Origin of the sequence: Dechloromonas sp. CZR5, from assembly GCF_008711155.1 — a bacterium.
Taxonomy (GTDB): domain Bacteria; phylum Pseudomonadota; class Gammaproteobacteria; order Burkholderiales; family Rhodocyclaceae; genus Azonexus.
This window is the reverse complement of record NZ_VUYQ01000005.1, coordinates 184,986-207,078: the sequence shown is the minus strand read 5'-3', so window position 1 is coordinate 207,078 and position 22,093 is coordinate 184,986. Positions and strand designations below refer to the sequence as shown.

23 protein-coding genes and 2 tRNA genes are annotated in these 22,093 nt (G+C 62.7%); 16 read left to right on the top strand and 9 right to left on the bottom strand.

Going from position 1 to position 22,093, the window contains the following annotated elements; genetic code table 11:
* Positions 1 to 38 precede the first annotated feature (38 nt).
* From F1002_RS14740 to F1002_RS14700, 9 genes are all read left to right on the top strand, one after another.
* Positions 39 to 1,754, top strand: coding sequence for a tetratricopeptide repeat protein (locus F1002_RS14740; protein ID WP_150429805.1), 1,716 nt, complete (start codon positions 39 to 41; stop codon positions 1,752 to 1,754).
* Entirely contained in the window at positions 1,751 to 2,323 is a 573-nt protein-coding gene (gene lolB, locus F1002_RS14735; protein WP_191090420.1) for a lipoprotein insertase outer membrane protein LolB, read from the top strand. The genes F1002_RS14740 and lolB overlap by 4 nt, the downstream gene beginning before the upstream one ends.
* Complete coding sequence (gene ispE, locus F1002_RS14730) at positions 2,305 to 3,168, top strand: 4-(cytidine 5'-diphospho)-2-C-methyl-D-erythritol kinase (protein WP_150429803.1); 864 nt, start codon at positions 2,305 to 2,307, stop codon at positions 3,166 to 3,168. The genes lolB and ispE overlap by 19 nt, the downstream gene beginning before the upstream one ends.
* A 75-nt stretch (positions 3,169 to 3,243) precedes the next feature.
* Positions 3,244 to 3,320, top strand: a tRNA-Gln gene (locus tag F1002_RS14725).
* A gap of 95 nt (positions 3,321 to 3,415) precedes the next feature.
* Positions 3,416 to 4,366, top strand: coding sequence for a ribose-phosphate pyrophosphokinase (locus F1002_RS14720; protein ID WP_150429802.1), 951 nt, complete (start codon positions 3,416 to 3,418; stop codon positions 4,364 to 4,366).
* Between the two features lie 56 nt (positions 4,367 to 4,422).
* Positions 4,423 to 5,025 carry a 50S ribosomal protein L25/general stress protein Ctc gene (locus tag F1002_RS14715; RefSeq protein ID WP_150429801.1) on the top strand — a complete coding sequence of 201 codons (603 nt, stop codon included), beginning with the start codon at positions 4,423 to 4,425 and terminating at the stop codon, positions 5,023 to 5,025.
* 69 nt (positions 5,026 to 5,094) lie between these two features.
* A complete protein-coding gene (gene pth, locus F1002_RS14710; RefSeq protein WP_150429800.1) occupies positions 5,095 to 5,673 on the top strand; it encodes an aminoacyl-tRNA hydrolase in 579 nt (192 codons plus the stop codon).
* A gap of 9 nt (positions 5,674 to 5,682) precedes the next feature.
* Positions 5,683 to 6,774: a redox-regulated ATPase YchF gene (gene ychF, locus F1002_RS14705; protein ID WP_150429799.1), complete on the top strand. Its 1,092-nt coding sequence runs from the start codon at positions 5,683 to 5,685 to the stop codon at positions 6,772 to 6,774.
* 12 nt (positions 6,775 to 6,786) lie between these two features.
* Positions 6,787 to 8,532 (top strand): bifunctional diguanylate cyclase/phosphodiesterase, encoded by a 1,746-nt coding sequence (locus F1002_RS14700; RefSeq protein WP_150429798.1) that lies wholly within the window; start codon positions 6,787 to 6,789, stop codon positions 8,530 to 8,532.
* Here F1002_RS14700 and F1002_RS14695 read toward each other — a convergent pair.
* Positions 8,522 to 10,021, bottom strand: a complete 1,500-nt coding sequence (locus F1002_RS14695; RefSeq protein WP_150429797.1) for a polyamine aminopropyltransferase — start codon at positions 10,019 to 10,021, stop codon at positions 8,522 to 8,524. The two genes, F1002_RS14700 and F1002_RS14695, sit on opposite strands and share 11 nt — an antisense overlap.
* 81 nt (positions 10,022 to 10,102) lie before the next feature.
* Between F1002_RS14695 and F1002_RS14690 the strand changes: the two genes are divergently transcribed.
* The 7 genes from F1002_RS14690 to F1002_RS14660 all read left to right on the top strand — a co-directional run bounded on the left by F1002_RS14690 (position 10,103) and on the right by F1002_RS14660 (position 14,627).
* Positions 10,103 to 10,669 carry a YceI family protein gene (locus F1002_RS14690; RefSeq protein WP_191090419.1) on the top strand — a complete coding sequence of 189 codons (567 nt, stop codon included), beginning with the start codon at positions 10,103 to 10,105 and terminating at the stop codon, positions 10,667 to 10,669.
* 85 nt (positions 10,670 to 10,754) lie between these two features.
* The gene (ribBA, locus tag F1002_RS14685) at positions 10,755 to 11,864 is read left to right on the top strand and encodes a bifunctional 3,4-dihydroxy-2-butanone-4-phosphate synthase/GTP cyclohydrolase II (protein ID WP_150429795.1); all 1,110 of its coding nucleotides are present in this window, start codon (positions 10,755 to 10,757) and stop codon (positions 11,862 to 11,864) included.
* A gap of 3 nt (positions 11,865 to 11,867) precedes the next feature.
* Entirely contained in the window at positions 11,868 to 12,341 is a 474-nt protein-coding gene (ribH, locus tag F1002_RS14680) for a 6,7-dimethyl-8-ribityllumazine synthase (RefSeq protein ID WP_046535934.1), read from the top strand.
* The gene (gene nusB / locus F1002_RS14675; RefSeq protein ID WP_150429794.1) at positions 12,338 to 12,829 is read left to right on the top strand and encodes a transcription antitermination factor NusB; all 492 of its coding nucleotides are present in this window, start codon (positions 12,338 to 12,340) and stop codon (positions 12,827 to 12,829) included. Before ribH ends, nusB begins: the two co-directional genes overlap by 4 nt.
* A 4-nt stretch (positions 12,830 to 12,833) precedes the next feature.
* On the top strand, positions 12,834 to 13,817 hold the full coding sequence (gene thiL / locus F1002_RS14670) for a thiamine-phosphate kinase (protein WP_150429793.1): 984 nt from the start codon (positions 12,834 to 12,836) through the stop codon (positions 13,815 to 13,817).
* Complete coding sequence (locus F1002_RS14665) at positions 13,807 to 14,292, top strand: phosphatidylglycerophosphatase A (protein ID WP_191090418.1); 486 nt, start codon at positions 13,807 to 13,809, stop codon at positions 14,290 to 14,292. The genes thiL and F1002_RS14665 overlap by 11 nt, the downstream gene beginning before the upstream one ends.
* A gap of 56 nt (positions 14,293 to 14,348) precedes the next feature.
* On the top strand, positions 14,349 to 14,627 hold the full coding sequence (locus tag F1002_RS14660) for a type II toxin-antitoxin system HicA family toxin (protein ID WP_150429792.1): 279 nt from the start codon (positions 14,349 to 14,351) through the stop codon (positions 14,625 to 14,627).
* 69 nt (positions 14,628 to 14,696) lie between these two features.
* Here the strand turns inward: F1002_RS14660 and F1002_RS14655 are convergent.
* From F1002_RS14655 to F1002_RS14625, 8 genes are all read right to left on the bottom strand, one after another.
* Positions 14,697 to 14,773: transfer RNA gene (locus F1002_RS14655), tRNA-Arg, on the bottom strand.
* A 113-nt stretch (positions 14,774 to 14,886) separates the two neighbouring features.
* The gene (locus F1002_RS14650) at positions 14,887 to 15,387 is read right to left on the bottom strand and encodes a C40 family peptidase (protein ID WP_150429791.1); all 501 of its coding nucleotides are present in this window, start codon (positions 15,385 to 15,387) and stop codon (positions 14,887 to 14,889) included.
* Positions 15,388 to 15,525: 138 nt separating this feature from the next.
* A complete protein-coding gene (locus F1002_RS21030) occupies positions 15,526 to 15,669 on the bottom strand; it encodes a hypothetical protein (RefSeq protein ID WP_191090417.1) in 144 nt (47 codons plus the stop codon).
* Positions 15,669 to 17,600 (bottom strand): DUF4178 domain-containing protein, encoded by a 1,932-nt coding sequence (locus F1002_RS14645; protein ID WP_150429790.1) that lies wholly within the window; start codon positions 17,598 to 17,600, stop codon positions 15,669 to 15,671. Before F1002_RS14645 ends, F1002_RS21030 begins: the two co-directional genes overlap by 1 nt.
* Before the next feature lie 10 nt (positions 17,601 to 17,610).
* A complete protein-coding gene (locus F1002_RS14640) occupies positions 17,611 to 18,627 on the bottom strand; it encodes an SPFH domain-containing protein (protein ID WP_150429789.1) in 1,017 nt (338 codons plus the stop codon).
* 18 nt (positions 18,628 to 18,645) lie between these two features.
* Positions 18,646 to 19,047, bottom strand: a complete 402-nt coding sequence (locus F1002_RS14635) for a DUF350 domain-containing protein (protein WP_150429788.1) — start codon at positions 19,045 to 19,047, stop codon at positions 18,646 to 18,648.
* Between the two features lie 57 nt (positions 19,048 to 19,104).
* Positions 19,105 to 20,793: a bifunctional diguanylate cyclase/phosphodiesterase gene (locus tag F1002_RS14630; protein WP_191090416.1), complete on the bottom strand. Its 1,689-nt coding sequence runs from the start codon at positions 20,791 to 20,793 to the stop codon at positions 19,105 to 19,107.
* A complete protein-coding gene (locus F1002_RS14625) occupies positions 20,774 to 22,078 on the bottom strand; it encodes an HD-GYP domain-containing protein (RefSeq protein WP_150429786.1) in 1,305 nt (434 codons plus the stop codon). Before F1002_RS14625 ends, F1002_RS14630 begins: the two co-directional genes overlap by 20 nt.
* Between the last annotated feature and the right edge of the window lie 15 nt (positions 22,079 to 22,093).

The following is a 22,093-nucleotide window of genomic DNA, read 5'->3' as shown; positions in this document are numbered from 1 at the left end:
AAGCAGCAGATTCGCACCCACTCGAACGAAAGCCGTCCATGTCATCGAAGTTTCTCGTCGCCGCCCTTACCCTCGCGCTGGGACTGACCCACAGCGGACTCGGCCTGGCCGCAGGCGACCCGCCCGCGCGCCCAGGCGGCAAGCGAACCGGCGTACCAGCCTCGAGCGAGGATGTCCTCGCCCGTACGGTATTCCAGGCGCTCGTCGGCGAGTTCGCCTTGCAGCGCGGCGACCCCAAACTGGGTTCCGATGCCTGGTCGGACCTTGCCGTCCGTACGCGCGACCCCAAGGTCATCGCCCGGGCCACCGAAATTGCCGGTTTCGCGCGCCAGTACGACCGTGCGCTGGAACTTTCCAAACTATGGCTCGAAGTCGAACCGGACTCGGCGAAGGCTCGCCAGACGCAATCCTCGCTGTTGGTCATGGCCAACCGGCTCGACGACCTTGCGCCGCAACTGGCTGCATTGCTCGATCAGGACAAGCCGAACATCGGAGGCAACCTGCTGCACCTCAACCGCATGCTCGGCAAAATCAATGACAAGAAAGCCGTGCAGAGCCTGATCGACAAGGTCGCCGCACCCTACGACACGCTGCCGGAAGCGCATTTCGCCATGGCCCAGGCCGCCGCCAACGCCGGTGATAACCTGCGCGCGCTGATCGAAACCGAAAAATCGCTGCAACTGCGCCCCGGCTGGGAAACCGCGGCCATTGCCCGCGCCCAGCTCCAGGCCAGACAGTCGGCCAAGACCGCCATTGACAGCCTCGACGAATTCGTCGGCCGCAACCCGAGCGCCAACGATGCCCGCCTGACCCTGGCCCGTCTGCTGATCAGCGAAAAGCGGTACGACGAATCGCGTCGCCATTTCGATCGACTGATCGCCGCCAATCCCGACAGCCCGGATGTCATCTACCCGGTTGCCATGCTCGCCCTGCAGCAAGGCGACACGACCACCGGCCGCAGTCAGCTGGAGCATCTGCTGCAAACCGATTTTCCGGACAAGAACGCCATCCATTTCTTCCTTGGCCAGCTGGACCAGGAACAGAAGAAGCCGGAAGCAGCACTCGCCCATTACCGCCAGGTAGCGGGCGGCGAACAGTACGTCCCGGCCCGCTCACGCGCCGCGCAGATCCTGATGCAACAGGGCAAGCCCGACGACGCGCGAGCCTTGCTGCGCGACACGCGCGGCGGCACGCCCGCCGAACGGACCCAGCTCATCCTGGCCGAATCGCAACTGCTGCGCGAAGCAGGTCGTCACAACGATGCCTATATCGTTCTCGACCGGGCACTGACCGCCCAGCCAAACGATACCGAGCTGCTCTACGAAGCGGCCCTGACGGCTGAGCGAATCGGCAAACCGGAGCTGCTGGAAACGCATCTCAAACAGTTGCTCAGCCTCAAGCCGGACCATGCCCACGCCCTGAATGCCCTAGGCTACTCGCTGGCCGAACGCAATCTCCGGCTTCCCGAAGCCCATGACCTGATCGCCCGGGCGCTCGCGCTGGCGCCCGAAGATCCCTTCATCATGGATAGCATGGGCTGGGTTCTCTACCGCCAGGGCAAGTTCGCCGAAGCCTTGCAGACGCTGGAGCGTGCCTACCGCATCAAGGCCGATCCGGAAATCGCCGCCCACCTGGGCGAAGTACTCTGGGTGCTGGAGCGCAAGGACGAGGCCCGGCGCATTTTGCGCGAGGCATACAAGGCCAATCCGGAAAACGAAGCGCTGGCGGGAACCGTCAAGAAATTCCTGCCTTGATTCGGCGCTGCATTCCACTACTGGCGCTGGGCCTGCTGGCCGGTTGCGCCGGTCTCCCCCCCGCTGCACCGCTCGACCGCGACAGCATCCGCGACTTTGCGCTGGAGGCGCGTTTCGCCCTGCGCGCCACGCCTTCCGGACAGTCGCCCCAGAGTGCCAACGGACGCCTGACCTGGACCCACACCGGGCAGCGCGACCGCGTGCTGCTCGCCAGCCCCCTTGGCTACGGCCTTGCCGAGATCGACATCACCCCGCAACGATCCACCTTGCGCACCGGCGACGGACAGGAGAGCGAATCGTCCGACCCGGAGGAGCTCATCACGACCGCCACCGGCCTGCCCCTGCCGGTATCCCGCCTGCCGGCCTGGCTACTCGGTCGCAGCGGCAGCGCAGCCACCGTCGAACCCGATGCCCGGGGACGCCCCGGCCGACTGATCGAATCCGGCTGGCAGATCGATTACGCCTACGACAACGACCGGGCCGCAGCCCTGCCGGCGAGGCTGACCATCATCCGTCCCGGTGAAGTCGAACTCAAGCTGCGCATCGAGGAATGGAGAGAAACGCCGTGAACAGACTGACCTGGGACAGCGACTGGCCAGCCCCCGCCAAACTGAATCTGTTCCTGCACGTCGTCGGACGCCGCGACGACGGCTACCACCTGCTGCAAACCGTATTCCGCTTCATCGACCGCGCCGACACCCTGCGCTTCACCCCGCGCAACGACGGCGACATCGTACTCGCCACGCCGATCCCGGGCGTCGCCCCCGAGCACGACCTGACTGTAAGAGCGGCCCGCCTGCTGCAACAGGCCACCGCCTGCCGCCAGGGCGCAACCATCCATCTCGACAAACGACTGCCCATGGGTGGCGGCCTGGGCGGTGGCTCGTCCGATGCCGCCACGGTACTGCTCGCCCTCAACCACCTCTGGAAGACCGGCCTGAGTCGCAAGCGACTGGAAGAACTCGGCCTCGCCCTCGGCGCCGACGTACCGGTGTTCGTCCATGGCCGCAACACCTTTGCCGAAGGTATCGGTGAGGCCTTCACCGACGTCGAACTGCCGGCGGAAAGCTATCTGGTCCTCCATCCCGACGCCCACGTGCCGACCGCCGCCATCTTCGGCGCATCCGAACTGAAGCGCGACACACCGGCCATGCACCCCACCGACTGGCGCCACGGCGACGGTCACAACGACCTGGAAACCGTCGCCTGCGCCAAATTTCCCGCCGTCGCCGCAGCGCTGGCCTGGCTGAAGACGAAAGCGCCGCATGCCATGATGACCGGCTCCGGCGCCTGTGTCTTCGCCGGTTTTGCCAGCCGCGACGCGGCCGAAGCGGCCCTTGCTGCGCTGCCCGCCGGCATGCGCAGCTGGGTCGCCGACGGCCTGCCGGCACATCCGCTGGCAGAAATTGAATAAAAAGGCTGGATTTCCAGAAACGACTCCTGTATTATTCGCGCCTCGCTTGGACGCGAACCCGTTCAAGTGACCCGTTGGGGAGTCGCCAAGTTGGTCAAGGCACCGGATTTTGATTCCGGCATTCGAAGGTTCGAATCCTTCTTCCCCAGCCAAGCTTCCTTCGGGCAGGTCGTCAAAAGCCTGCCCGATTTTCATTGTGGCGGGCAAAAATGCAGTGCGCATGCATCGAGTCCGAAGGGATGTGGAAATGGCCTACAACAGCCTGATGGTCTTCACCGGCAACGCCAACCCCAAACTGGCCGCCGACGTCGCTGAACAGCTCAATGTCGACCTGGGTCGCGCCAATGTCGGTCGCTTCTCCGACGGCGAAGTATCCGTCGAACTCCAGGAACACGTTCGCGGCCGCGACATCTTCGTGCTGCAATCCACCTGCGCCCCGACCAACGACAACCTGATGGAACTGCTGGTTATCGTTGATTCGCTGAAGCGCGCCTCGGCCGGCCGCATCACCGCCGCCATCCCGTATTTCGGCTATGCCCGCCAGGACCGCCGCTCGCGCTCCTCGCGCGTGCCCATCGCCGCCAAGCTGGTCGCCAACATGCTCGTCGCCTCCGGCGTCGACCGCGTGCTGACCATGGACCTGCACGCCGAACAGATCCAGGGCTTCTTCGACATTCCGGTCGACAACATCTACGCCCTGCCCATCCTGCTCGACGACATCAAGAAGCAGAATTACGAAAACCCGATGGTCGTCTCGCCCGACCACGGCGGCGTCGTCCGCGCCCGTTCGCTGGCCAAGCGCCTCGAATGCGACCTGGCAATCATCGACAAGCGTCGTCCGAAGGCCAATGTCTCGGAAGTCATGAACATCATCGGCGAAGTCGACGGCCGCACCTGCATCATCATGGACGACATGGTCGACACCGCCGGCACCCTGTGCAAGGCCGCCACCGCCCTGAAGGCCAACGGCGCCAAGAAGGTCGTCGCCTACTGTACCCACCCGGTCCTGTCCGGCCCGGCTGTCGAGCGCGTGAATACGTCCGACCTCGACGCCCTGGTCGTTACCGACACCATTCCGCTGCGCGATGATGCCGCCGCTTCGCCGCGCATCCGCCAGCTGTCGGTCGCCGAGATCATGGCCGAAACCATTCGCCGCATCAGCAACGACGACTCCGTCTCGTCGCTGTTCATCGATTAAGTTTTTTTAACCTTCCCGTTCTGGTCGCGGACCGGGAAACATTCTGGAGTATCAACATGCAATTCGAAGTTATCGCCAATGCGCGGTCGTTGCAGGGAACGGGTGCGAGCCGCCGCCTGCGTCGCGCCGGCACGGTGCCCGGCATCGTCTACGGTGGTGAGGCCGCTCCGGTCGCCATCGAAACCCACCACAACGACCTGCTGCTGAAGATGAAGAAGGAAGCCTTCTACTCTTCCATCATCACTCTCGTCATCGACGGCAAGAAGGAACAAGTCCTGCTGCGCGATTACCAGACGCACGCCTACAAGCAGCTGATCCTGCACATCGACTTCCAGCGCGTCGATGCCACCCACGAATTGCACATCAAGGTACCGCTGCACTTCACCAACGAAGAAGCCGGTCCGGGTGTCAAGCTGAATGGCGGCCTGGTGAACCACGTCACCACCGAACTGGATGTCCACTGTCTGGCCAAGGACCTGCCGGAGTTCATCGAAGTTGACCTCGGCGCCCTGAACGTCGGCGACAACATCCACGCTTCGCAAGTCAAGCTGCCGAAGGGCGTCAAGCTCGTCCAGCACGGCAGCGACGATCCGATCGTCGTCAGCATCGTCGGCAAGGGCGGCGCCCAGGCTGCCGAAGGCGAAGCTGCCGCCGAGTAATCCGCGCGCTCCGCTATACTTTGGCCGCCGCAGGCTTTCTGCCCCGGCGGCCTTTTCACGACTGTACGCATGACCGCTCCCCGTCTCATCGTCGGCCTCGGCAACCCGGGCCCCGAATACGAAGCCACCCGCCACAATGTGGGGTTCTGGTTTGTCGACCAGCTGGCCGACAAGCTGAAGGTGTCCCTTGCCCCGCAGGGCAAGTTCTACGGTCGCGCCGGCCGTGCCGGCGAGCTCTGGCTACTGCAGCCGACCACCTTCATGAACCGCTCCGGCCAGGCGGTCGCGGCGCTGGCCAATTTCTACAAGATTGCGCCGGCCGAGATTCTGGTCGTGCATGACGAACTGGACCTGCCGCCGGGCGGTATCCGCCTCAAGCAAGGCGGCGGGAATGGCGGCCATAACGGTCTGAAGGACATTCAGGCCAAGCTCGGCACCCCCGATTTCTGGCGTCTGCGCCTCGGCATCGGCCATCCGCGCACCCTCGGCCTGGCGCAGCAGGTCGCCGATTTTGTATTGCATCAACCGCGCAAGGAAGAATTGCCGGATATCGAACAGGCGCTGCACCGTTGCCAGCTGGCCTGGCCCAAACTCTCTGCCGGGGACTTTGCCGGCGCCCAGCAACAGTTGCACGGCAAAGCCGTTTAAGGAAAAAACATGTCTCTGAAATGCGGTATCGTCGGCCTGCCCAACGTCGGCAAATCCACCCTCTTCAACGCCCTGACCAAGTCGGGCATCGCGGCTGAAAACTACCCCTTCTGTACCATCGAACCGAACGTCGGCATCGTCGAAGTGCCGGATCCGCGCCTCGCCAAGCTGTCCGAGATCGTCAAGCCGCAGAAAATCCAGCCGGCCATCGTCGAGTTCGTTGATATCGCCGGCCTGGTTGCCGGCGCCTCCAAGGGCGAAGGCCTGGGCAACCAGTTCCTGGCCAACATCCGCGAAACCGACGCCATCGTGCATGTCGTGCGCTGCTTCGATGACCCGAACGTGATCCACGTCTCCGGCAGCGTCGATCCGCTGCGCGACATCGAAGTCATCGATACCGAACTGGCCCTGGCCGACATGGCGACCGTCGAGAAGGCGCTGAACCGCTACAAGCGCCCGGCAAACTCGGGGGACAAGGAAGCCAAGATCCTGGTCGCCGTGCTGGAGAAATGCTTCGCCCAGCTCGACCAGGGCAAGGCCGTGCGCGCGCTCGACCTCTCCAAGGAGGAATGGGCCAGCCTGAAGCCCTTCTGCCTGATCACCGCCAAGCCGGTGCTCTACGCCGCCAACGTGGCCGAAGACGGCTTCACCGACAACCCGCTGCTGGCCAAGGTGGAAGCCCACGCCGCCGAGGAAGGCTCGCAGATCGTCGCGCTGTGCGCCTCGATCGAAGCCGAAATTGCCGACCTCGACGACGCCGACAAGGTCGATTTCCTGGAGTCGATGGGCCTGCACGAAGCCGGCCTCGATCGCCTGATCCGCGCCGGCTACACGCTGCTCGGCCTGCAGACCTATTTCACGGCCGGGGTCAAGGAAGTCCGCGCGTGGACCATCCATGCCGGCGACACCGCACCGCAGGCGGCTGGGGTGATCCACACCGACTTCGAGCGCGGCTTCATCCGCGCCCAGACCATCGCTTTCGACGACTTCATCGCCTACAAGGGCGAAACCGGCGCCAAGGAAGCCGGCAAGATGCGCGCCGAAGGCAAGGAATATGTCGTCAAGGACGGCGACGTCCTGAACTTCCTGTTCAACGTCTAAGCTCCGCCACCGATGCTGCCCCCGGAAAAGCCGCCGCCGACCGATGCCGACGACGGCTTTCCGCTCTCGTCAGCCATCTTGTGGCGTGCCTATGAGCAAAGCCACGAAGCGGTGCTCATTTCCGACAAGGAAAACCGGATCATCGCGGCCAACGCAGCCTTCACGCGACTGACCGGCTACACGGCCGCGGAAGTGATCGGCCAGAATCCCCGCATCCTGGCCTCCGGCAATGCCGGCCCCGAGTTCTACAACGGCATGTGGGAAAGCCTTTCCCAGTACGATGCCTGGGAAGGCGAAATATGGGACAGGCGCAAGGACGGCAGCATTTACCCGAAATGGCTGTGCATCTCGGTCGTCCGCAACGCCAGCGGCCTGATCAGCAACTACGTCGCCAATTTCACCGACATCAGCGCCAGCAAGCAGGCGGCCGACAGGCTGGCCCAGCTCGCCTACCATGACGTCCTGACCCATCTACCCAACCGCCTGGCCTTCGAGTCCCAACTCGCCCACGCCCTGCGCGTCTGCGAACGGGAAGGCCGCCAGCTGGCCCTGATGTTGATCGATCTCGACAATTTCAAGAACATCAACGACACCCTGGGACACCACACCGGCGATGAACTGCTGCAGCAGGTTGCCCGTCGGCTGCGCGAGTCGGTACGCGCCAGCGACCTCGTCGCCCGCCTCGGCGGCGATGAGTTCGTTGTCGTTCTGCCCGAGATCGAAGGCCCGCAGACAGCCGCCCGGGTCGCCAACAAGATCCAGGTTGCCGTTGCCGAGAACTACTGGGTGGGCGAGCACCTGCTGTACACCACGCCCAGCATCGGCATCAGCCTCTATCCGGGCGACGGCACCGATCCGGGCATCCTGCTGCGCAATGCGGACTCAGCGATGTACCACGCCAAGAACGCCGGCCGGAACAACCATCAGTTCTACGCCTCGCGAATGAACGAAGCGGCCGGCGAACGTCTGCAGCTGGAAAACGAGCTGCGCCAGGCAATCTCGTCCATCTCCCCCGAAAACTGCGAATTCTCGCTGCACCTGCAGCCGCAGATCGATACGACAACAGGCCGCGTTGTTGGCCTGGAGGCTCTGCTACGCTGGACAAGCCCGACCTATGGCATGGTCTCGCCCATGCGCTTCGTGGCGATTGCCGAAGAAACCGGCCTGATCCAGCCGCTGGGCGACTGGGTAATCTGGGAAGCCTGCCGGATCACCCACCAGCTGCGCACCCACGGCATCGACGACGTGCGCTTGGCGATCAATATCTCGGCGCAACAGCTCCGCCACGAAAACCTGCTGCTGCTCATTCAGGGCGCCCTGGCCTGCTATGACCTGAAGCCTCAGGACATCGAACTCGAGGTGACGGAAAGCACGGCCATGCAGAATCCGGAAATCACCTTGTCGATTCTCGACCAGCTATCCGCCATGGGCATCATGCTGGCCATCGACGACTTCGGGACGGGATACTCGTCGCTGGCCTACCTCAAGCACTTGCCGATCAACCGCCTGAAGCTCGACCGCTCCTTCGTCACCGATATCGAAACCGACCCCAACGATGCCGCCATCTGTACCGCCACGATTGCGCTGGGACACAGCCTCGGCCTCGAACTGGTCGCCGAAGGGGTGGAGACGGAAGCACAGCGCGCCTTCCTGACCCACCTCGGCTGCGACGTCCTGCAGGGCTACCTGTACAGCAAGCCCATGCCCTTCGACGAAACGCTCGCCTACCTGAAGGAATGCCGCTCCGCTAGCGAATGACCTTGCGCCACTCGGCCTCGAAGTAGCGCACCAGAACCTGGTTATTCAACTGATTGACCTCAGCCGGCACCCGTCCCATATCGGCCGGAAAGACGAACATTCCCGGGATGATCTGGGGCGTCAGGTAACGCGTCTTCGGCAGTTCGAGCCCCCCCGGAACGAAAGATCGTCGCCCGGCAAGGATATAGCCCCACTCGCCGAACGACGGCACTTGCGTGTGGTAAGGCGAAGTTTTGAAGCCAACGCTTTCCAGCGTCGTCACCACGCACCAGAACGACTGCCGGGCATAAAGCGGCGATGTCGACTGGACAACCAGCAAGCCGTTGGCCGACAGGCGCTTTTCGATCAGGCGGTAGAAGGCCGCGGTATACAGCTTGCCGAGCGCGAAATTCGACGGATCGGGAAAGTCGATGACGATGAAATCGAAGTAATCCCTGCTCTCCTCCAGCCACTGCACGGCATCGGCATTGACGACGGTCACCCGATCCGATTTCAGCGCCCCCTCATTCAGGGCCACCAGCGCCGGGGCCGTCGAGAACAGGTCGGTCATGCCGGGATCGAGATCGACCAGGGTGACCGACTCGACCCCCGGATACTTCAGGATTTCACGCACTGCGAGACCATCGCCACCGCCCAGGACGAGCACGCGCTTCGCTCCGGGCAGGCTGGACAGGCCGGGATGGACCAGCGCCTCGTGATAGCGGTATTCGTCGTGCGACGAAAATTGCAGATTGTTGTTCAGGAACAGGCGCAGGTCGTCGCGCCAGCGGGTGACGACAATACGCTGATAGGGCGTCGACTCGGCATGGACGATTTCGTCGGCATACACATGCGCTTCGGCCATGCTCGTCAGTTGGCCGGCGCCGGCAAAACCGGCCAGCAGCAAGCCGAATACTCCCCAGCTCTGCGCCAGCAGCGCGCGATGGGCCGGCAACTGCTCCCGGAACAGATGCAGCGCCCATAACGCGACCCCGACGTTGAGCAGGCCGAACAACAGCCCGGTACGCACCATGCCCAGGTGCGGCGCCAGGATCAGCGGAAACAGGATGGATACCGCCAGCGCCCCCAGATAATCGAAGGTCAGCACTTGCGATACCAGATCCTTGAACGCCAGCTCGCGCTTGAGGATGCGCATGACCAGCGGAATCTCCAGCCCGACCAGCACACCGACGCCGAACACCACGAGATAAAGCACCAGCTTGAACGGAGCCGACAGCCAGGTGAAGACCAGGAACAAGCCGACCGCCGAGAAGCCGCCGAGCAGGCCCACCATCAGTTCGATCTGGATGAAGCGGCCGATCAGGTCGCGGGTAATGTACCTGGACAGCCAGGAACCGACCCCCATGGCGAACAGGTAGGTGCCGATCACCGTCGAAAACTGCATCACCGAATCGCCCAGCAGATAGGACGACAGGGCGCCGGCGATCAACTCGTAGGCCAGGCCGCAGGAGGCAATGACGAAGACGGAAAAGAGAAGGGCATGACGCATGGGCAGCGATGCTACCTGAAATGCGCGGAACGACGCAGCACCCGCACGGTCAGAGGGACACCGCTGCACAAGACAAAACCCATGTTCACCTGTCGCCTGATTCCCGCCCTGTTGCTGACTGCCTCGGTCACCTGTGCCCAGGCCACCGAATATGTCATCGACCCCGGCCACACCTACGCCAGTTTCGAGATCGACCACCTCGGCTTCTCGATGCAGCGCGGGCAATTCAACCGCAGCAGCGGAACGGTCGAATTCGACCCCGAACGAAAGAGCGGCCATATCGACATCCGCATCGACGCGGCATCGCTCGACACCGGCCTCGACCTGCGCGACAACGTGTTGCGCGGCGAAGACTGGTTCGATACGCGCTCGTTCCCCGACATCCTGTTTCGCAGCCAGAAACTGATCTTCGACGGCGACAAACTCAGCGCTGTCGACGGCAACCTGGTCATGCGCGGCGAAGTCCGCCCGATACGCCTGGAAATCCTTCGCTTCAAGTGCGGACTCAATCTGGCCAACCGCAAGCGCGGCTGCGGCGCCGACGCACAGGCCAGCCTGCGCCGCTCCGACTTCGGCCTGAACAACGGCTTGCCCTTCATTGGCGACGAGGTCCGCCTGCGCATCCAGGTCGAAGCCTACCTGCCCTAAATAGCCTGTCGCTCACTAAAGTCATGTGCTAACGCGCTGTTTCTGCGAAAATAGCTCCCCTTCTGCTGTTCCCCGGAATACCCCCATGCCCCCCCATCAAGCCATTGCCAGCACCGCCGAAATCGTCGCCGAACTCAAGGCCGGCCGCATGGTCGTGCTGGTCGATGAAGAAGACCGCGAGAACGAAGGCGACCTCGTCATGGCCGCCGAGCACATCACGCCGGAAGCCATCAATTTCATGGCCAAGTACGGCCGCGGCCTGATCTGCCTGACCTTGACCGCCGAACGCTGCAAAAAGCTGGGCCTGACCCAGATGGCACGCAGCAACGGGACCGTCTACGGCACCGCCTTCACCGTCTCCATCGAGGCCGCCGAAGGCGTCACCACCGGCATTTCCGCCGCCGACCGTGCCAAGACCATCCAGGTCGCGGTGGCCAAGAACGCTGTCGCCGACGACATCGTGCAACCCGGCCACGTTTTCCCGATCACCGCCCGCGAAGGCGGCGTGCTGGTTCGCGCAGGCCACACCGAAGCCGGTTGCGACCTGGCCGGCATGGCCGGGTTGGAGCCCGCCTCGGTCATCTGCGAAATCATGAACGACGACGGCACGATGGCACGCCTGCCCGAGCTGATCGAGTTCGCCAAGGAACATGGCATCAAGATCGGCACCATCGCCGACCTGATCCATTACCGCGCTTCGTCCGAAACACTGGTCAAGCGCATGACGAGCAAACCCATTGCCACCGCGCACGGCGAATTCACGCTGCACGCCTTCGTCGACCAGGCCAGCGGCGCGACGCACCTGGCGCTGGTCAAGGGTACGATCCCGGCCGGGGGCGAAACGCTGGTCCGCGTCCATGAGCCGCTGTCGGTACTCGATTTCCTCGATCCGGCCAGCAAGCGCCAGGCTTTCTCCATTGATCAAGCCCAGGCGGCGCTGGCCCGGAACGGCCACGGCGCCATCGTGCTGATGCACCGTCCGGAAGATGGCGAGGCGATCCTCACCCGCCTCACCGGCACCGCCCCGAGCACCCCGGCCAAGTGGGACCCGCGCAGCTACGGCATCGGCGCCCAGATCCTGCGCGACCTCGGGGTGACCAAGATGCGCCTGCTCTCCAGCCCGCGCAAGATGCCTTCCATGGCCGGCTTCGACCTCGAAGTGACCGGCTTCGTCTCTTCTCCTGCGGAGCTCTAAACCATGTCCCGCTTCGACAATGTTTTCGAATTCGACAGCAACCTGAACGGTGCCGGCCTCAAGGTCGGCGTCGTGATGTGTCGCTTCAACCTGCCGGTCTGCGAAGGCCTGCTCTCCTCCTGCATCGCCGAACTGAAGCGCCTCGGCGTGGCCGATGCCGACATGACCATCGCCACCGTGCCCGGCGCTCTGGAAGCGCCGCTGGTGCTGCAAACCATGGCGCAGAGTGGCAGCTTCGATGCGCTGGTGGCGCTCGGCGCCGTCATCCGCGGCGACACTTATCATTTCGAGGTCGTCTCCAACGACGCCTGCCGTGCCATCATGGAAGTGCAACTGGATACCGGCGTCCCCATCGCCAACGGCATCCTGACCTGCGACACCGACGAACAGGCCGAAGTCCGCATGCAGCCGAAGGGTGCCGACTGCGCCCAGGCTGCCGTCGAGATGGCCAACCTGCAAAAGGCCCTGAACCAATGACCACCTTCCAGAGCGACAGCGAACATCCCCAAGACGTCAAGGCGCCCCCCAAATCGGCTCGCCGCCGGGCCCGCGAGTTCGTGCTGCAGGGCCTGTACCAGTGGCGTGTCGGTGGCGCCGACGAAGCCGCCATCGAAGCCTACGCACCGGAAATGGAAGGTTTCGCCAAGGCCGACCGCGATTTCTTCGTCGGTACGCTGCGCGGCGTGATCGGCCAGCAGGCCACGCTGGTCGAGCGCGTCGCCGTCCATATCGACCGCCCCTTCGGCGAACTGTCGCCGATCGAAGCCTGCGTCATGATGCTCGGCACCTTCGAGATGCTGAACCACCCGGAAACGCCTTACCGCGTGATCATCAACGAAGCCATCGAGCTAACCAAGGCGTTTGGCGGCACCGACGGCCACAAATACGTGAACGGCGTGCTCGACAAGGTCGCTGCCATCCTGCGCCCGGACGAAGTCGCCGCCCGCAAGCAAGCCAAAAAGTAAGGCGATGGCCGGCGAATTCGCGCTGATCGACAAGTATTTCGCCCGGCCTACGCCCTCGGCTGTTCTCGGCCCCGGTGACGACTGCGCGCTGGTCCAGACTACACCCGGCAAACAACTGGCGGTCACCACCGACATGCTGGTCGCCGGTACGCACTTCCTGCCCGACACCGACCCGAAGAACCTCGGCTGGAAGGCGCTGGCCGTCAACCTCTCCGACCTCGCCGCCATGGGTGCCACGCCGCGCTGGGTGACGCTGGCCGGCGCCCTGCCGACGGTCGACGAAGCGTGGATCGCCGCCTTCGCCGATGGCTTCTTCGCCTGTGCCAGGGAATACGACGTCGACGTGATCGGCGGCGACACCACCAAGGGGCCGCTCAACGTCTGCATCACCGCCATGGGCGAAGTCGAGCCGGGCCGTGCCCTGCGTCGCGACGGCGCCCAGGTCGGCGACCAGATCTGGGTTTCCGGCCGCCCCGGCCTCGCCGCACTGGGCCTCGCCCACCTGCAGGGCAAGATTGAATTACCGGCTCCCTGGCCGCGCCTGTGCATTGCGGCACTGGAAAGACCGCGTCCCCGGGTCGCTCTCGGGCAGGCGCTGGTTGGCATCGCCACCGCCGCCATCGACGTCTCCGACGGCCTGCTCGCCGATCTTGGTCATATCTGCGAACGCTCGGGCTGCGCCGCTGCCGTCAAGCTGGTCCAGTTGCCGCAACTGAAGGATCTGGCCGGAAGCGGCGGAACCTACGATGCCGACTTGCGCCGCATCGCACTCGAATGCCAGGTGGCCGGCGGCGACGACTACGAACTGTGTTTCACCGCACCAGGCTCGCTCAGCCTGACCATCGCGCAGATCGCGGCCCGCCTGGAGTTGCCGCTCTGGCACATCGGCGAGATCGTTGCCGGCGAGGCCGGTGCAGTCACGGTCTACGACCCGGACTTCAATCCGGTCTCATTCGACCGTCACGGATACGACCACTTTGCCGCGTAAGCCGGATTTCGCCTTCCTGCTCGCCCACCCGGCGCACTTCTTCGCGCTGGGTTGCGGCAGCGGCCTGGCCCCCAAGGCCCCGGGCACCTTCGGCACGTTGTTCGCGTGGCTGAGCTTCGTGCTCTTCCGCCCCTATTTCGAGGAATTGCCGCTGCTCGGCCTGCTGGCCGCTGCCTATCTCGGCGGCATCTGGTTCATCGACGTCACTGGCAGGGCGCTGGGTGACCCCGACCACGGCAGCATCGTCTGGGACGAGATCGTACCCTTCTGGCTGGTGCTGCTGATGACGCCGGATACTTTCTTCTGGCAGCTCGCCGCCTTCATGCTCTTCCGCTATTTCGACATCACCAAGCCGCAGCCCGCGCGTTACTTCGACGAACACGTCAAGAACGGCTTCGGGGTCATGGCCGACGATCTTGTTGCGGCCGGGTACACTTTGTTCGCACTGGCCCTGCTGAAAATCGTTTTTGCCTAACGCCCCCGCCGACGAAGGCATAGAATGGTGAAGCACAAACCGCTTGGAGCTTCATCATGAGTCACAAGCATGCCCACCTGATGCGCAGCATCTTCCAGGACCCGCCCTCGGCAAACATCCACTGGCGCGAGATCGAATCCCTGCTCCACCACCTCGGCGCCGATATCGAACCCTCGCATGGCGCCCGCTTCAAGGTCACGCTGAACAAGGTCGAGGCCTTTCTGCACCATCCGCACAACAGCAGCACCTGCAGCCGGACCGACATCAAGAGTATCCGCGAAGTCCTGACCCATGCCGGCGTCACGCTCTCGGCATACGAAAGCGGCAATCTCTAGGTCCGGAAGGAATCCGTTCCCCGAAATGCAAAACGGCACTTCGTGACGAAGTGCCGTTTCGGAAATGCTTGGCGCGCCCAGCGCGATTCGAACGCACGACCCCTGCCTTCGGAGGGCAGTACTCTATCCAGCTGAGCTATGGGCGCTTGGGAGGGAGGCATTCTACCCGCTGTGATGCCGTGCGTCCATGGCGGCGTCACCGGGCCGGGGCGAGCGAGTCGCCAGCCGCCCGGCAATGAGGAGCAACATGGCGCGCGGACTAGTCGAAGAAGGTGCGGGCAGCCTCGAAACGTCGGGCGTAGTAAGCGTCGCTCAAGCGATCGATACGTACCTTGCCATTGCTCGACGGCGCATGAATGAAGCGCGTGTCGCCGATATAAATGCCGACGTGCGAAAACGAGCGATTCAGGGTATTGAAGAAAACAAGATCGCCGGGACGCAGGGAATTCCTGTCGACCGGCCTGCTGCTGCGGGCAATGTCGGCCGCACTGCCCTGAACCTTCAAGCCGGCTGCCTGGCCGTAGATATAGCTGACCATGCCGCTGCAATCGAGGCCCGCCTCGGGGTTCTTGCCGCCAAAACGATAACCGGTATCGATCAGGCCCATGGCGTAGAAAACGATTTCGTTGCCTTTGTCGCTGCCGGCACGGGCGGATTGCTCTGCCGGCTCGGTTGTTGCGGTCGAACGCGGCCCCGGGCCGCTGCAAGCAGCAAGCAACACAACGACGAGGCAAACGGGTACAAACGAAAAAAGGCGCATCAAGCTAAAGTCATTTCTTGAAACAAACCATAACTTAACGTTTTCACTATTTTTTTCAAGTAGCAAGCGGTAGGCGATGGATCAGTTGGCCGGGCCATTCGGTACGATTTCAGTGCTGCGGGCTTGCGCGGCGAGTGGCTACTTGTGATAGCTGCGGCTGCTACCCGAACTGCCGTGTCCCGAATTCGCCACGTTGTCGAACAGGCTCCAGCCTTGTTGCTGTGCATAGGCGAAGAGCACGACCGCAAAGATGCCGGCGATCAGATTGAATTTATCGAACATCAGTCGTCATCTCCGCCGGAGTCGTCGCTGCCCGCTGGTGCGTGGTCGCTTTCCGCCCAGCGCCGGGTTTCGAACGCGGCGCGGCGCAGGGTCGCGAATACCGGAAAAACCAGCAGGAACAGGGTCAGCAATACGAGATTAGACCAGCCGGTCCGCGGCGTCACGACCTCGAGCTGATCGCGCACGGCAACGTACTTGTCCGGCGCCATGTCCGGATCGAGCGTCAGGTAGTAGGTTCCGGCCGGAATGTTCAGGAACACGACCTCGTCGTTCCGGCTCCCCTCGGTCCAGCTACCGTCGTCGTAGCCCCAGTAGTACGACAACTCCCGTGCCGCCGGCCAGGCGGTACCGGTTGTCTTGTTCACCAGCAGCAGGTCGATGCCGATCCAGTTGTTGTCCAGCGAAGTCGATTGGCGGACGGCTATCTTGCGCGGCTTGCCGGTTATCTGGAACTCCCGGGTCTGCACCTCCTCGTTGCTGCGCGGCTCGAACGTGAAGTCCTGGCGCAACAACAGCTTTTCGGGAGAAACGAGCATGAAGAATGCTTGCACCAGAACGGCCGCCAGCAGGAGTTTGGCGAACAGCAACCAGATGCGCCGCGTTGTATCGGCCCATGGGTTAGGCTGATTGGCAAAGACACCTAGCGGCTCGGGCAGCCCTCCCGGCAAGCCGAACGCGGAGGCGATCGTAGCGGGCTGGACGTAGCACCCTTGCGACCAGCTCATGTCCTTGCCGCTTCGCTCCCGCGACAGCATCAACGGCGGCGCGACAAAATCATCGACACGATTGGTTTCTCCCCTCTGGACCTTCCAGGTAAATTCCCCCTGAACCTGAACCACCTCGGCGCGGTCGGTCGTCGCAAAATGCTTGAAATGCCGACCACCGAAACTCACCCCGGTCACCTCGAGCACCTTGGTGGTTGCCGGCGGCCGGGAGAGCACGTCGACAATATTCCAGTGGCCGTTGTATTCGGTCAGCCAGCGGTAGGTTCCGTTTTCGCCGGCCAGCAGGTATTCGCGCCAGGCGTAGCTCATGCCTGCCTCGACACTGCGCTTGACCAGAAAACCAATCACTTCCGCCGGCTTTCCTTCGAGGCTTCCCTTGCTGCCGAGCGGCAGGCGGGGTACATACGGCGCTTCCCGCATGGCCGCCCCCTTGGAGAGCACCTTGTAGTTCCGGTCGGTCGTATCGACCACGATGCCACAACTGGCGCAGCCGACGGCAACGATGTCCTTCGAACGGGCCTGCATCGGCACCCCGCAGGCCGGGCAGCGGAATACCTGTACCGGAACCGTGCGATCCGGTAACGCCATCCCGTCGCGCAGGTTCGCCATGCGCAGGGATTTGAATTCGACCGCCTCGCCGACAAAGAACAGGGGCGGCGTCTCGGAATAATCCAGGGTAGCAAAATGGCTTTCGTTGCGCAGATCGGCCGCCGCCACAGGGTAGCCGGCACCGACCTTGAACGGCAACTCGCCCTGTCCGGCGATACATTCGGCATTTTCGAGGTTGCTGACCGTCCATGCCCGGCTGGCCACCTGAAGCCGCTGGCCGATTTTCAGCGCCGCAAACGCTGGGAGCGGCTCCCGGGCCTGCTCCATGAAGGTGAGTACATACTCTCCACTGGCCTCTGACAGCCAGCCTGTTCGCATGTCGTCGAACAACAGATGCCACTCATTCCAGGTGCCTTGGCTGTACTTGAGCTGGATGCGTCCGATCAGGGCGAAATGCACGCCCTTGTATTGCCCCTCCGAGCCCAGTTGCAGCGGCGAGCGATCCTCGACCAGCGCCGCCATCTTGCCGATATCTTCCAGCGCCTGATCGTGGCGGACCAGCGTGCTCTGGCAATACGCGCAAACGGCGAAGATCGACGAGGCCGACTTGAAGAGGACCGGCGCACCACAGGATGGACAGGAGGCGGACAGGGCCATCGACCGCCGATCAGTTCAGCTTCTTGAGCAGTTCCGCCTTCTTCGCATCGAATTCGGCCTGGCTCAGAATGCCTTTGGCCACCAGACCATGCAGCTTTTCCAATGTCGACACCACGTCGTCGGCCGATACCGTGCCGGTTGTCGGCGCGGCACCCGCAGCCGGCTGCATGGCGGAGGCCATTGCCTGACCGACGACCTGGCCGAATCCGACACCGGCCCCCAGGCCAACGCCCATGGCAGCCATGCCGCCTTCGTTCTTCGCCGCATCAGGAATGCTGTTGGCGACCTGGTACTGGGTGTAACGCTGCATGTCGCCGACCATGTTCATGCCGATCTTCTGGTCGAGAACCTTCTGCAGCTCTTCGGGCAGCGAAACGTTCTGGACGACCAGCGAATCCAGCGTCAGGCCGTATTCGGCGAACACCGGCTTCATCTTGACCATCATCGCCATGCCGAATTCGTCCTGATTGCCGGCCATGTCGACGAAGGAACTGCCCGACTCGCCGAACAGGTCGGTCATACCGGCCACAATGGTGTTGCGCAGCTGCCCTTCCAGTTCCTCGCGGGAATACACGTCGCGCGTACCGGAAATCTTCTGGTAGAAAACCTTGGGATCGGTCAGATGATAGGCATAGATGCCGAAAGCCCGCATCCGGACAATGCCGAATTCCTTGTCGCGGATGGTGATCGGGTTGGGTGTCCCCCATTTCTGATCGAGTTGGGTGCGCGTCGAGAAGAAATAGACATCGCTCTTGAACGGGGACTCGAACAGCTTGTCCCAGTTCTTCAGATAGGTGAGGACCGGCAGGGTCTGGGTCGTCAGCTTGTACATCCCGGGGCCGAACACATCGGCGATCTGCCCTTCGTTGACGAACATGGCGACCTGCGACTCGCGCACCGTCAGGCTGGCGCCGTTCTGTATCTCCATCTCGGCCATCGGAAAACGCCAGGCCAGCGTGCCGTCGCCATCTTCGGTCCACTGCAGGATGTCGATAAACTGTTTCTTGATGAAATCCATCAGTGCCATGACTATCTCCTTGTGTGATCAGATGATGCAGCCGGCATTCAGGATGCCGGTGCCGAGCGAAAGCGAAGCGAGGAAAATGCCCGAGGCCACCTTGCCGAGCGGGATGTTTTGCACGATTTGCGGCAGCACCAGACGCGCCACGATATAAGCCAGCAGTTGCACGATGCAGGCAACCACACCCCAGCCGACCATGCTGGCGATGTTGTGGCTGGTCGCTACGGACACTGCGATCGGCAAGGCATAGCCGATCATGGCACCGCCCAGACTGACGGCGGCGGCAGTGTTGCCCTCGCGGATCAGGGCCATTTCGTTATAAGGCGTCGTGAACAGATAGAGGACGACGAACAAGGCAAGCAGGGCCAATGCGGTAGCGAAGTAGCCGGCGAACGCGGGCAAGCTGTTGATGACCGGATCGAACATGAAAACACCCCGGGAGAGCGAAATGACAGCGGATTGTCTCCGCTGGGCGCGCTTTGTTCAAGCCCGAAAAGCGCGATACCAGTCGATGAATGCGGCAATCGGCATGGGTTTGCCGTACAGATAGCCCTGCACCCGGGTACAACCGAGCGCCCGGAGTTCATCGCACTGCCCGACCACTTCGACCCCTTCGGCCAGGGAGAGCATACCCAGGTCGTGCGTCAGGTCGACGATGGTCTTGACGATACGCAACTTGTCCACCGACGACAGCATGCCATCGATGAACGAGCGGTCGATCTTGATCTCGTCGACCGGCAAGGTCGCCAGATAACTCAATGATGAATAACCGGTGCCGAAATCATCGAGCGCGAAGCGTATGCCCATATTGCGCAGCCGCATCATGATATCCAGGCTGCGCTGGCGGTCGTACATCATCGCCGATTCGGTCAATTCGAAGGTGAAACGCTCGGCCGGAAGCTGCCAGGTCTCCAGGCATTGCCCGACCAGTTCCGGCAAATCACTGTCGATCAGGTCTCCGGCCGTCAGGTTCAACGACAACGGCATTTCGATGCCTTCGGCTTCCAGTTCCGCACTGCAGCGCAGAGCCGCCCTCACCAGCCAGTCGGTGAGCTGTGAGCGCCAGCCGTATTCCTCGATCAATTCGATGATCAGAGGGGGCTGCACCCATTCCCCGTTGCTGCGTCGCCAACGCAGCAGGAGTTCGGCCCCGACGCAACGCGTTTCGCCACCCAGCTCTACCTGCGGTTGCAGATACAGTTGCAGGCGATCCGTGCGCAAGGCTTCGCGAAGCTCCTCGGACAACTGATGGCGCGCCTGCCAATCGACTTTCATCATCCAGTCGAACATCGTGAAGGGTTCGCCGCTGACGAGCAGGCTCGAACGTGCCAGGCGGGCTGCCTGGATAACCTCCTCGGGATCGCCGCCGTGATCGGGAAAGAGAGCGATACCGATGGCCGTATCGAGCGAAACGGCACGCCCGCCGAGCAAGCGCACAGGGTGATCGAAGACCCGCGCGATCTGGGTTGCCGCCAGGGCAGGCTGAGCCATCGAATAAACATCCGTCAGCAGCAACAGCCATTCTCCCTCGTGTCCGACAAAAGCCAGGTCTTGCGGCCTGAGCAGGCGTCCCAGCTGTTCGGACAACAGCGCGGGGAGGCTTTGCAGATCACTGGCCGTCAGGTGAGAACGGGCGTGGCGGTTGATCATCGAAACGGAAAGCACAGCCACCTGTCGGCCGCTCTCCCCGCACTCGCGCAAGGCGCGCATGGCGGCCCACTCGCCCGGCAACCCGGCATCCGTTCCATGCGCCTCTTCGCCCACTTCGATCGCGCAACTGACGGCTGCCACGACACAGCGCCGCAGAATGGCGAACAACTTGAGCTGCACGCGCCCAACCTGGGGCAGTCCGTCGAACAGCTCCATCTCGGCTTCGGCCATTGCGTGACTGAAGAACCCGAAGAGATCCGCCGACGAAAATCCCCGGCGGCTCAATTTGTGCCATGCGTGCATCCAGTGCTGTTGCCAGACGAGTTCGTCGATGCGCAACGGTAGTGTCTTGCTCAGCTCGACGAACTCCCCGAGCAAGGGGGTCGGCGCATAACGAGCAGCCACCCGATCCATCGCCAACCGCCAGACGTCGATGAGTGCCCGCAACGAGTGCAGATCGTCGGCACTCACCGAAAATGCCGCATAGTCGATATAGCCGGTGTTATCCGAGATAGTAGTCATTGGCTGCCAGACCATAGGCGTTATGCGGTAGCGCCTTGGCGATGCGCAATTTGGCGTTGGCATCGATACGCAAGTCGATGACGCGATAGTTCCGGACGCGCTGCTTGTCGGCATCAAGCATGACGACGATCCGCGGCCTCGAGCGCTGTACCCGGTTCTGCTGGATCACCACCCCGACCTCGCCGGTATCGAGTTCGACCAGGGTGCCGATGGGATAAAGGCCGACGCATTGGACAAACTGTTCGACCAGCGCACCATTGAACTGTTTGCCGCGCAGGCCGTGCAGTTCCTCAAGCGCCTCCTGGTGGCCGAGCGCGTTGCGATAGGGTTTGTCGCGCAACATCGCGCAAAACGAGTCGGCCAATCCGGCTATTTCGGCCGGCTTGCCGATCTGCTCGAACTTCAGGCCCTGCGGATAGCCGCTGCCATCCCATCGTTCGTGATGACGAGCGACGGCAAGAACCACATCGTTGGCCACCTTTGTCTGGGAAAGCAGGATTTCCATTGAACTGGCCACGTGCGAACGCACCAACAGCCGCTCTTCCTCGCTCAGTTCGCTCTTCTTGTTGAGCAGGTCGACGGGCAGTTCGACCTTACCCACGTCCTGAAACATGCCGATCATGCCGAGATCGATCAACTGTGGCCCGCGCCAACCGATGTGGGAGCCCAGCATCAACATCGTCACCGCCACATCCATGGCATGGTCGAAACTGTATTCATCACGCCGCTTCAGACGCAACAGCCAGAGCACTGCATCCGGATTGCGCTGCAGGCTACCGGCAATATCGCGCAAACCGGCGCGAATCGATACCAGATCGATTTCCTTGCCCCGCGCAATGACATCGAAGGCATCGAAGAGCGAATTGGTCAGCAATTCGTAGCGCGGCTCGATATAGGCGATTTCCCCGGCAAGCTCGATGGCGGGTTCGCTTTCCTGCTGGTCATGGAGGAAATTCAGGAAACGCACGCGACGGAGTTGACGCGGCTCGGCGTTGGGCGGAGGAAGGAAGCGCCGCCTTGTCGTTGCCGACTCTTCGCTGGCGGCGACAGTCAGCGGCGCAGCCTTGAGCGGCCGGTCCCGACCGTGCTTGGTCGGCGCGTAATGCTCATCGAGGGAGCGCGAGCGATCAATTGATACGAAGCGGCATTTCCGGCGAAAAATCTCGATCTGATCCGGTGTCGAAACGACAAAGCCTTGCAGCGCGAAGGAAAAATCCGACCAAGGACAATCAGGCTCGCTGACGAACATCCCGATTTTCAGTTCGCTGACTGAAATGATTTCCACGCTCTTCCCATTCTT

Bases quoted from the DNA above. Each gene is read 5' to 3' on its own strand.
- F1002_RS14740 (WP_150429805.1), top strand. From the start codon at position 39: ATGTCATCGAAGTTTCTCGTCGCCGCCCTTACCCTCGCGCTGGGACTG.
- ispE (WP_150429803.1), top strand. From the start codon at position 2,305: ATGGAGAGAAACGCCGTGAACAGACTGACCTGGGACAGCGACTGGCCA.
- F1002_RS14720 (WP_150429802.1), top strand. From the start codon at position 3,416: ATGGCCTACAACAGCCTGATGGTCTTCACCGGCAACGCCAACCCCAAA.
- F1002_RS14715 (WP_150429801.1), top strand. From the start codon at position 4,423: ATGCAATTCGAAGTTATCGCCAATGCGCGGTCGTTGCAGGGAACGGGT.
- pth (WP_150429800.1), top strand. From the start codon at position 5,095: ATGACCGCTCCCCGTCTCATCGTCGGCCTCGGCAACCCGGGCCCCGAA.
- ychF (WP_150429799.1), top strand. From the start codon at position 5,683: ATGTCTCTGAAATGCGGTATCGTCGGCCTGCCCAACGTCGGCAAATCC.
- F1002_RS14700 (WP_150429798.1), top strand. From the start codon at position 6,787: ATGCTGCCCCCGGAAAAGCCGCCGCCGACCGATGCCGACGACGGCTTT.
- F1002_RS14695 (WP_150429797.1), bottom strand. From the start codon at position 10,021: ATGCGTCATGCCCTTCTCTTTTCCGTCTTCGTCATTGCCTCCTGCGGC.
- F1002_RS14690 (WP_191090419.1), top strand. From the start codon at position 10,103: ATGTTCACCTGTCGCCTGATTCCCGCCCTGTTGCTGACTGCCTCGGTC.
- ribBA (WP_150429795.1), top strand. From the start codon at position 10,755: ATGCCCCCCCATCAAGCCATTGCCAGCACCGCCGAAATCGTCGCCGAA.
- ribH (WP_046535934.1), top strand. From the start codon at position 11,868: ATGTCCCGCTTCGACAATGTTTTCGAATTCGACAGCAACCTGAACGGT.
- nusB (WP_150429794.1), top strand. From the start codon at position 12,338: ATGACCACCTTCCAGAGCGACAGCGAACATCCCCAAGACGTCAAGGCG.
- thiL (WP_150429793.1), top strand. From the start codon at position 12,834: ATGGCCGGCGAATTCGCGCTGATCGACAAGTATTTCGCCCGGCCTACG.
- F1002_RS14660 (WP_150429792.1), top strand. From the start codon at position 14,349: ATGAGTCACAAGCATGCCCACCTGATGCGCAGCATCTTCCAGGACCCG.
- F1002_RS14650 (WP_150429791.1), bottom strand. From the start codon at position 15,387: ATGCGCCTTTTTTCGTTTGTACCCGTTTGCCTCGTCGTTGTGTTGCTT.
- F1002_RS21030 (WP_191090417.1), bottom strand. From the start codon at position 15,669: ATGTTCGATAAATTCAATCTGATCGCCGGCATCTTTGCGGTCGTGCTC.
- F1002_RS14645 (WP_150429790.1), bottom strand. From the start codon at position 17,600: ATGGCCCTGTCCGCCTCCTGTCCATCCTGTGGTGCGCCGGTCCTCTTC.
- F1002_RS14640 (WP_150429789.1), bottom strand. From the start codon at position 18,627: ATGGCACTGATGGATTTCATCAAGAAACAGTTTATCGACATCCTGCAG.
- F1002_RS14635 (WP_150429788.1), bottom strand. From the start codon at position 19,047: ATGTTCGATCCGGTCATCAACAGCTTGCCCGCGTTCGCCGGCTACTTC.
- F1002_RS14630 (WP_191090416.1), bottom strand. From the start codon at position 20,793: ATGACTACTATCTCGGATAACACCGGCTATATCGACTATGCGGCATTT.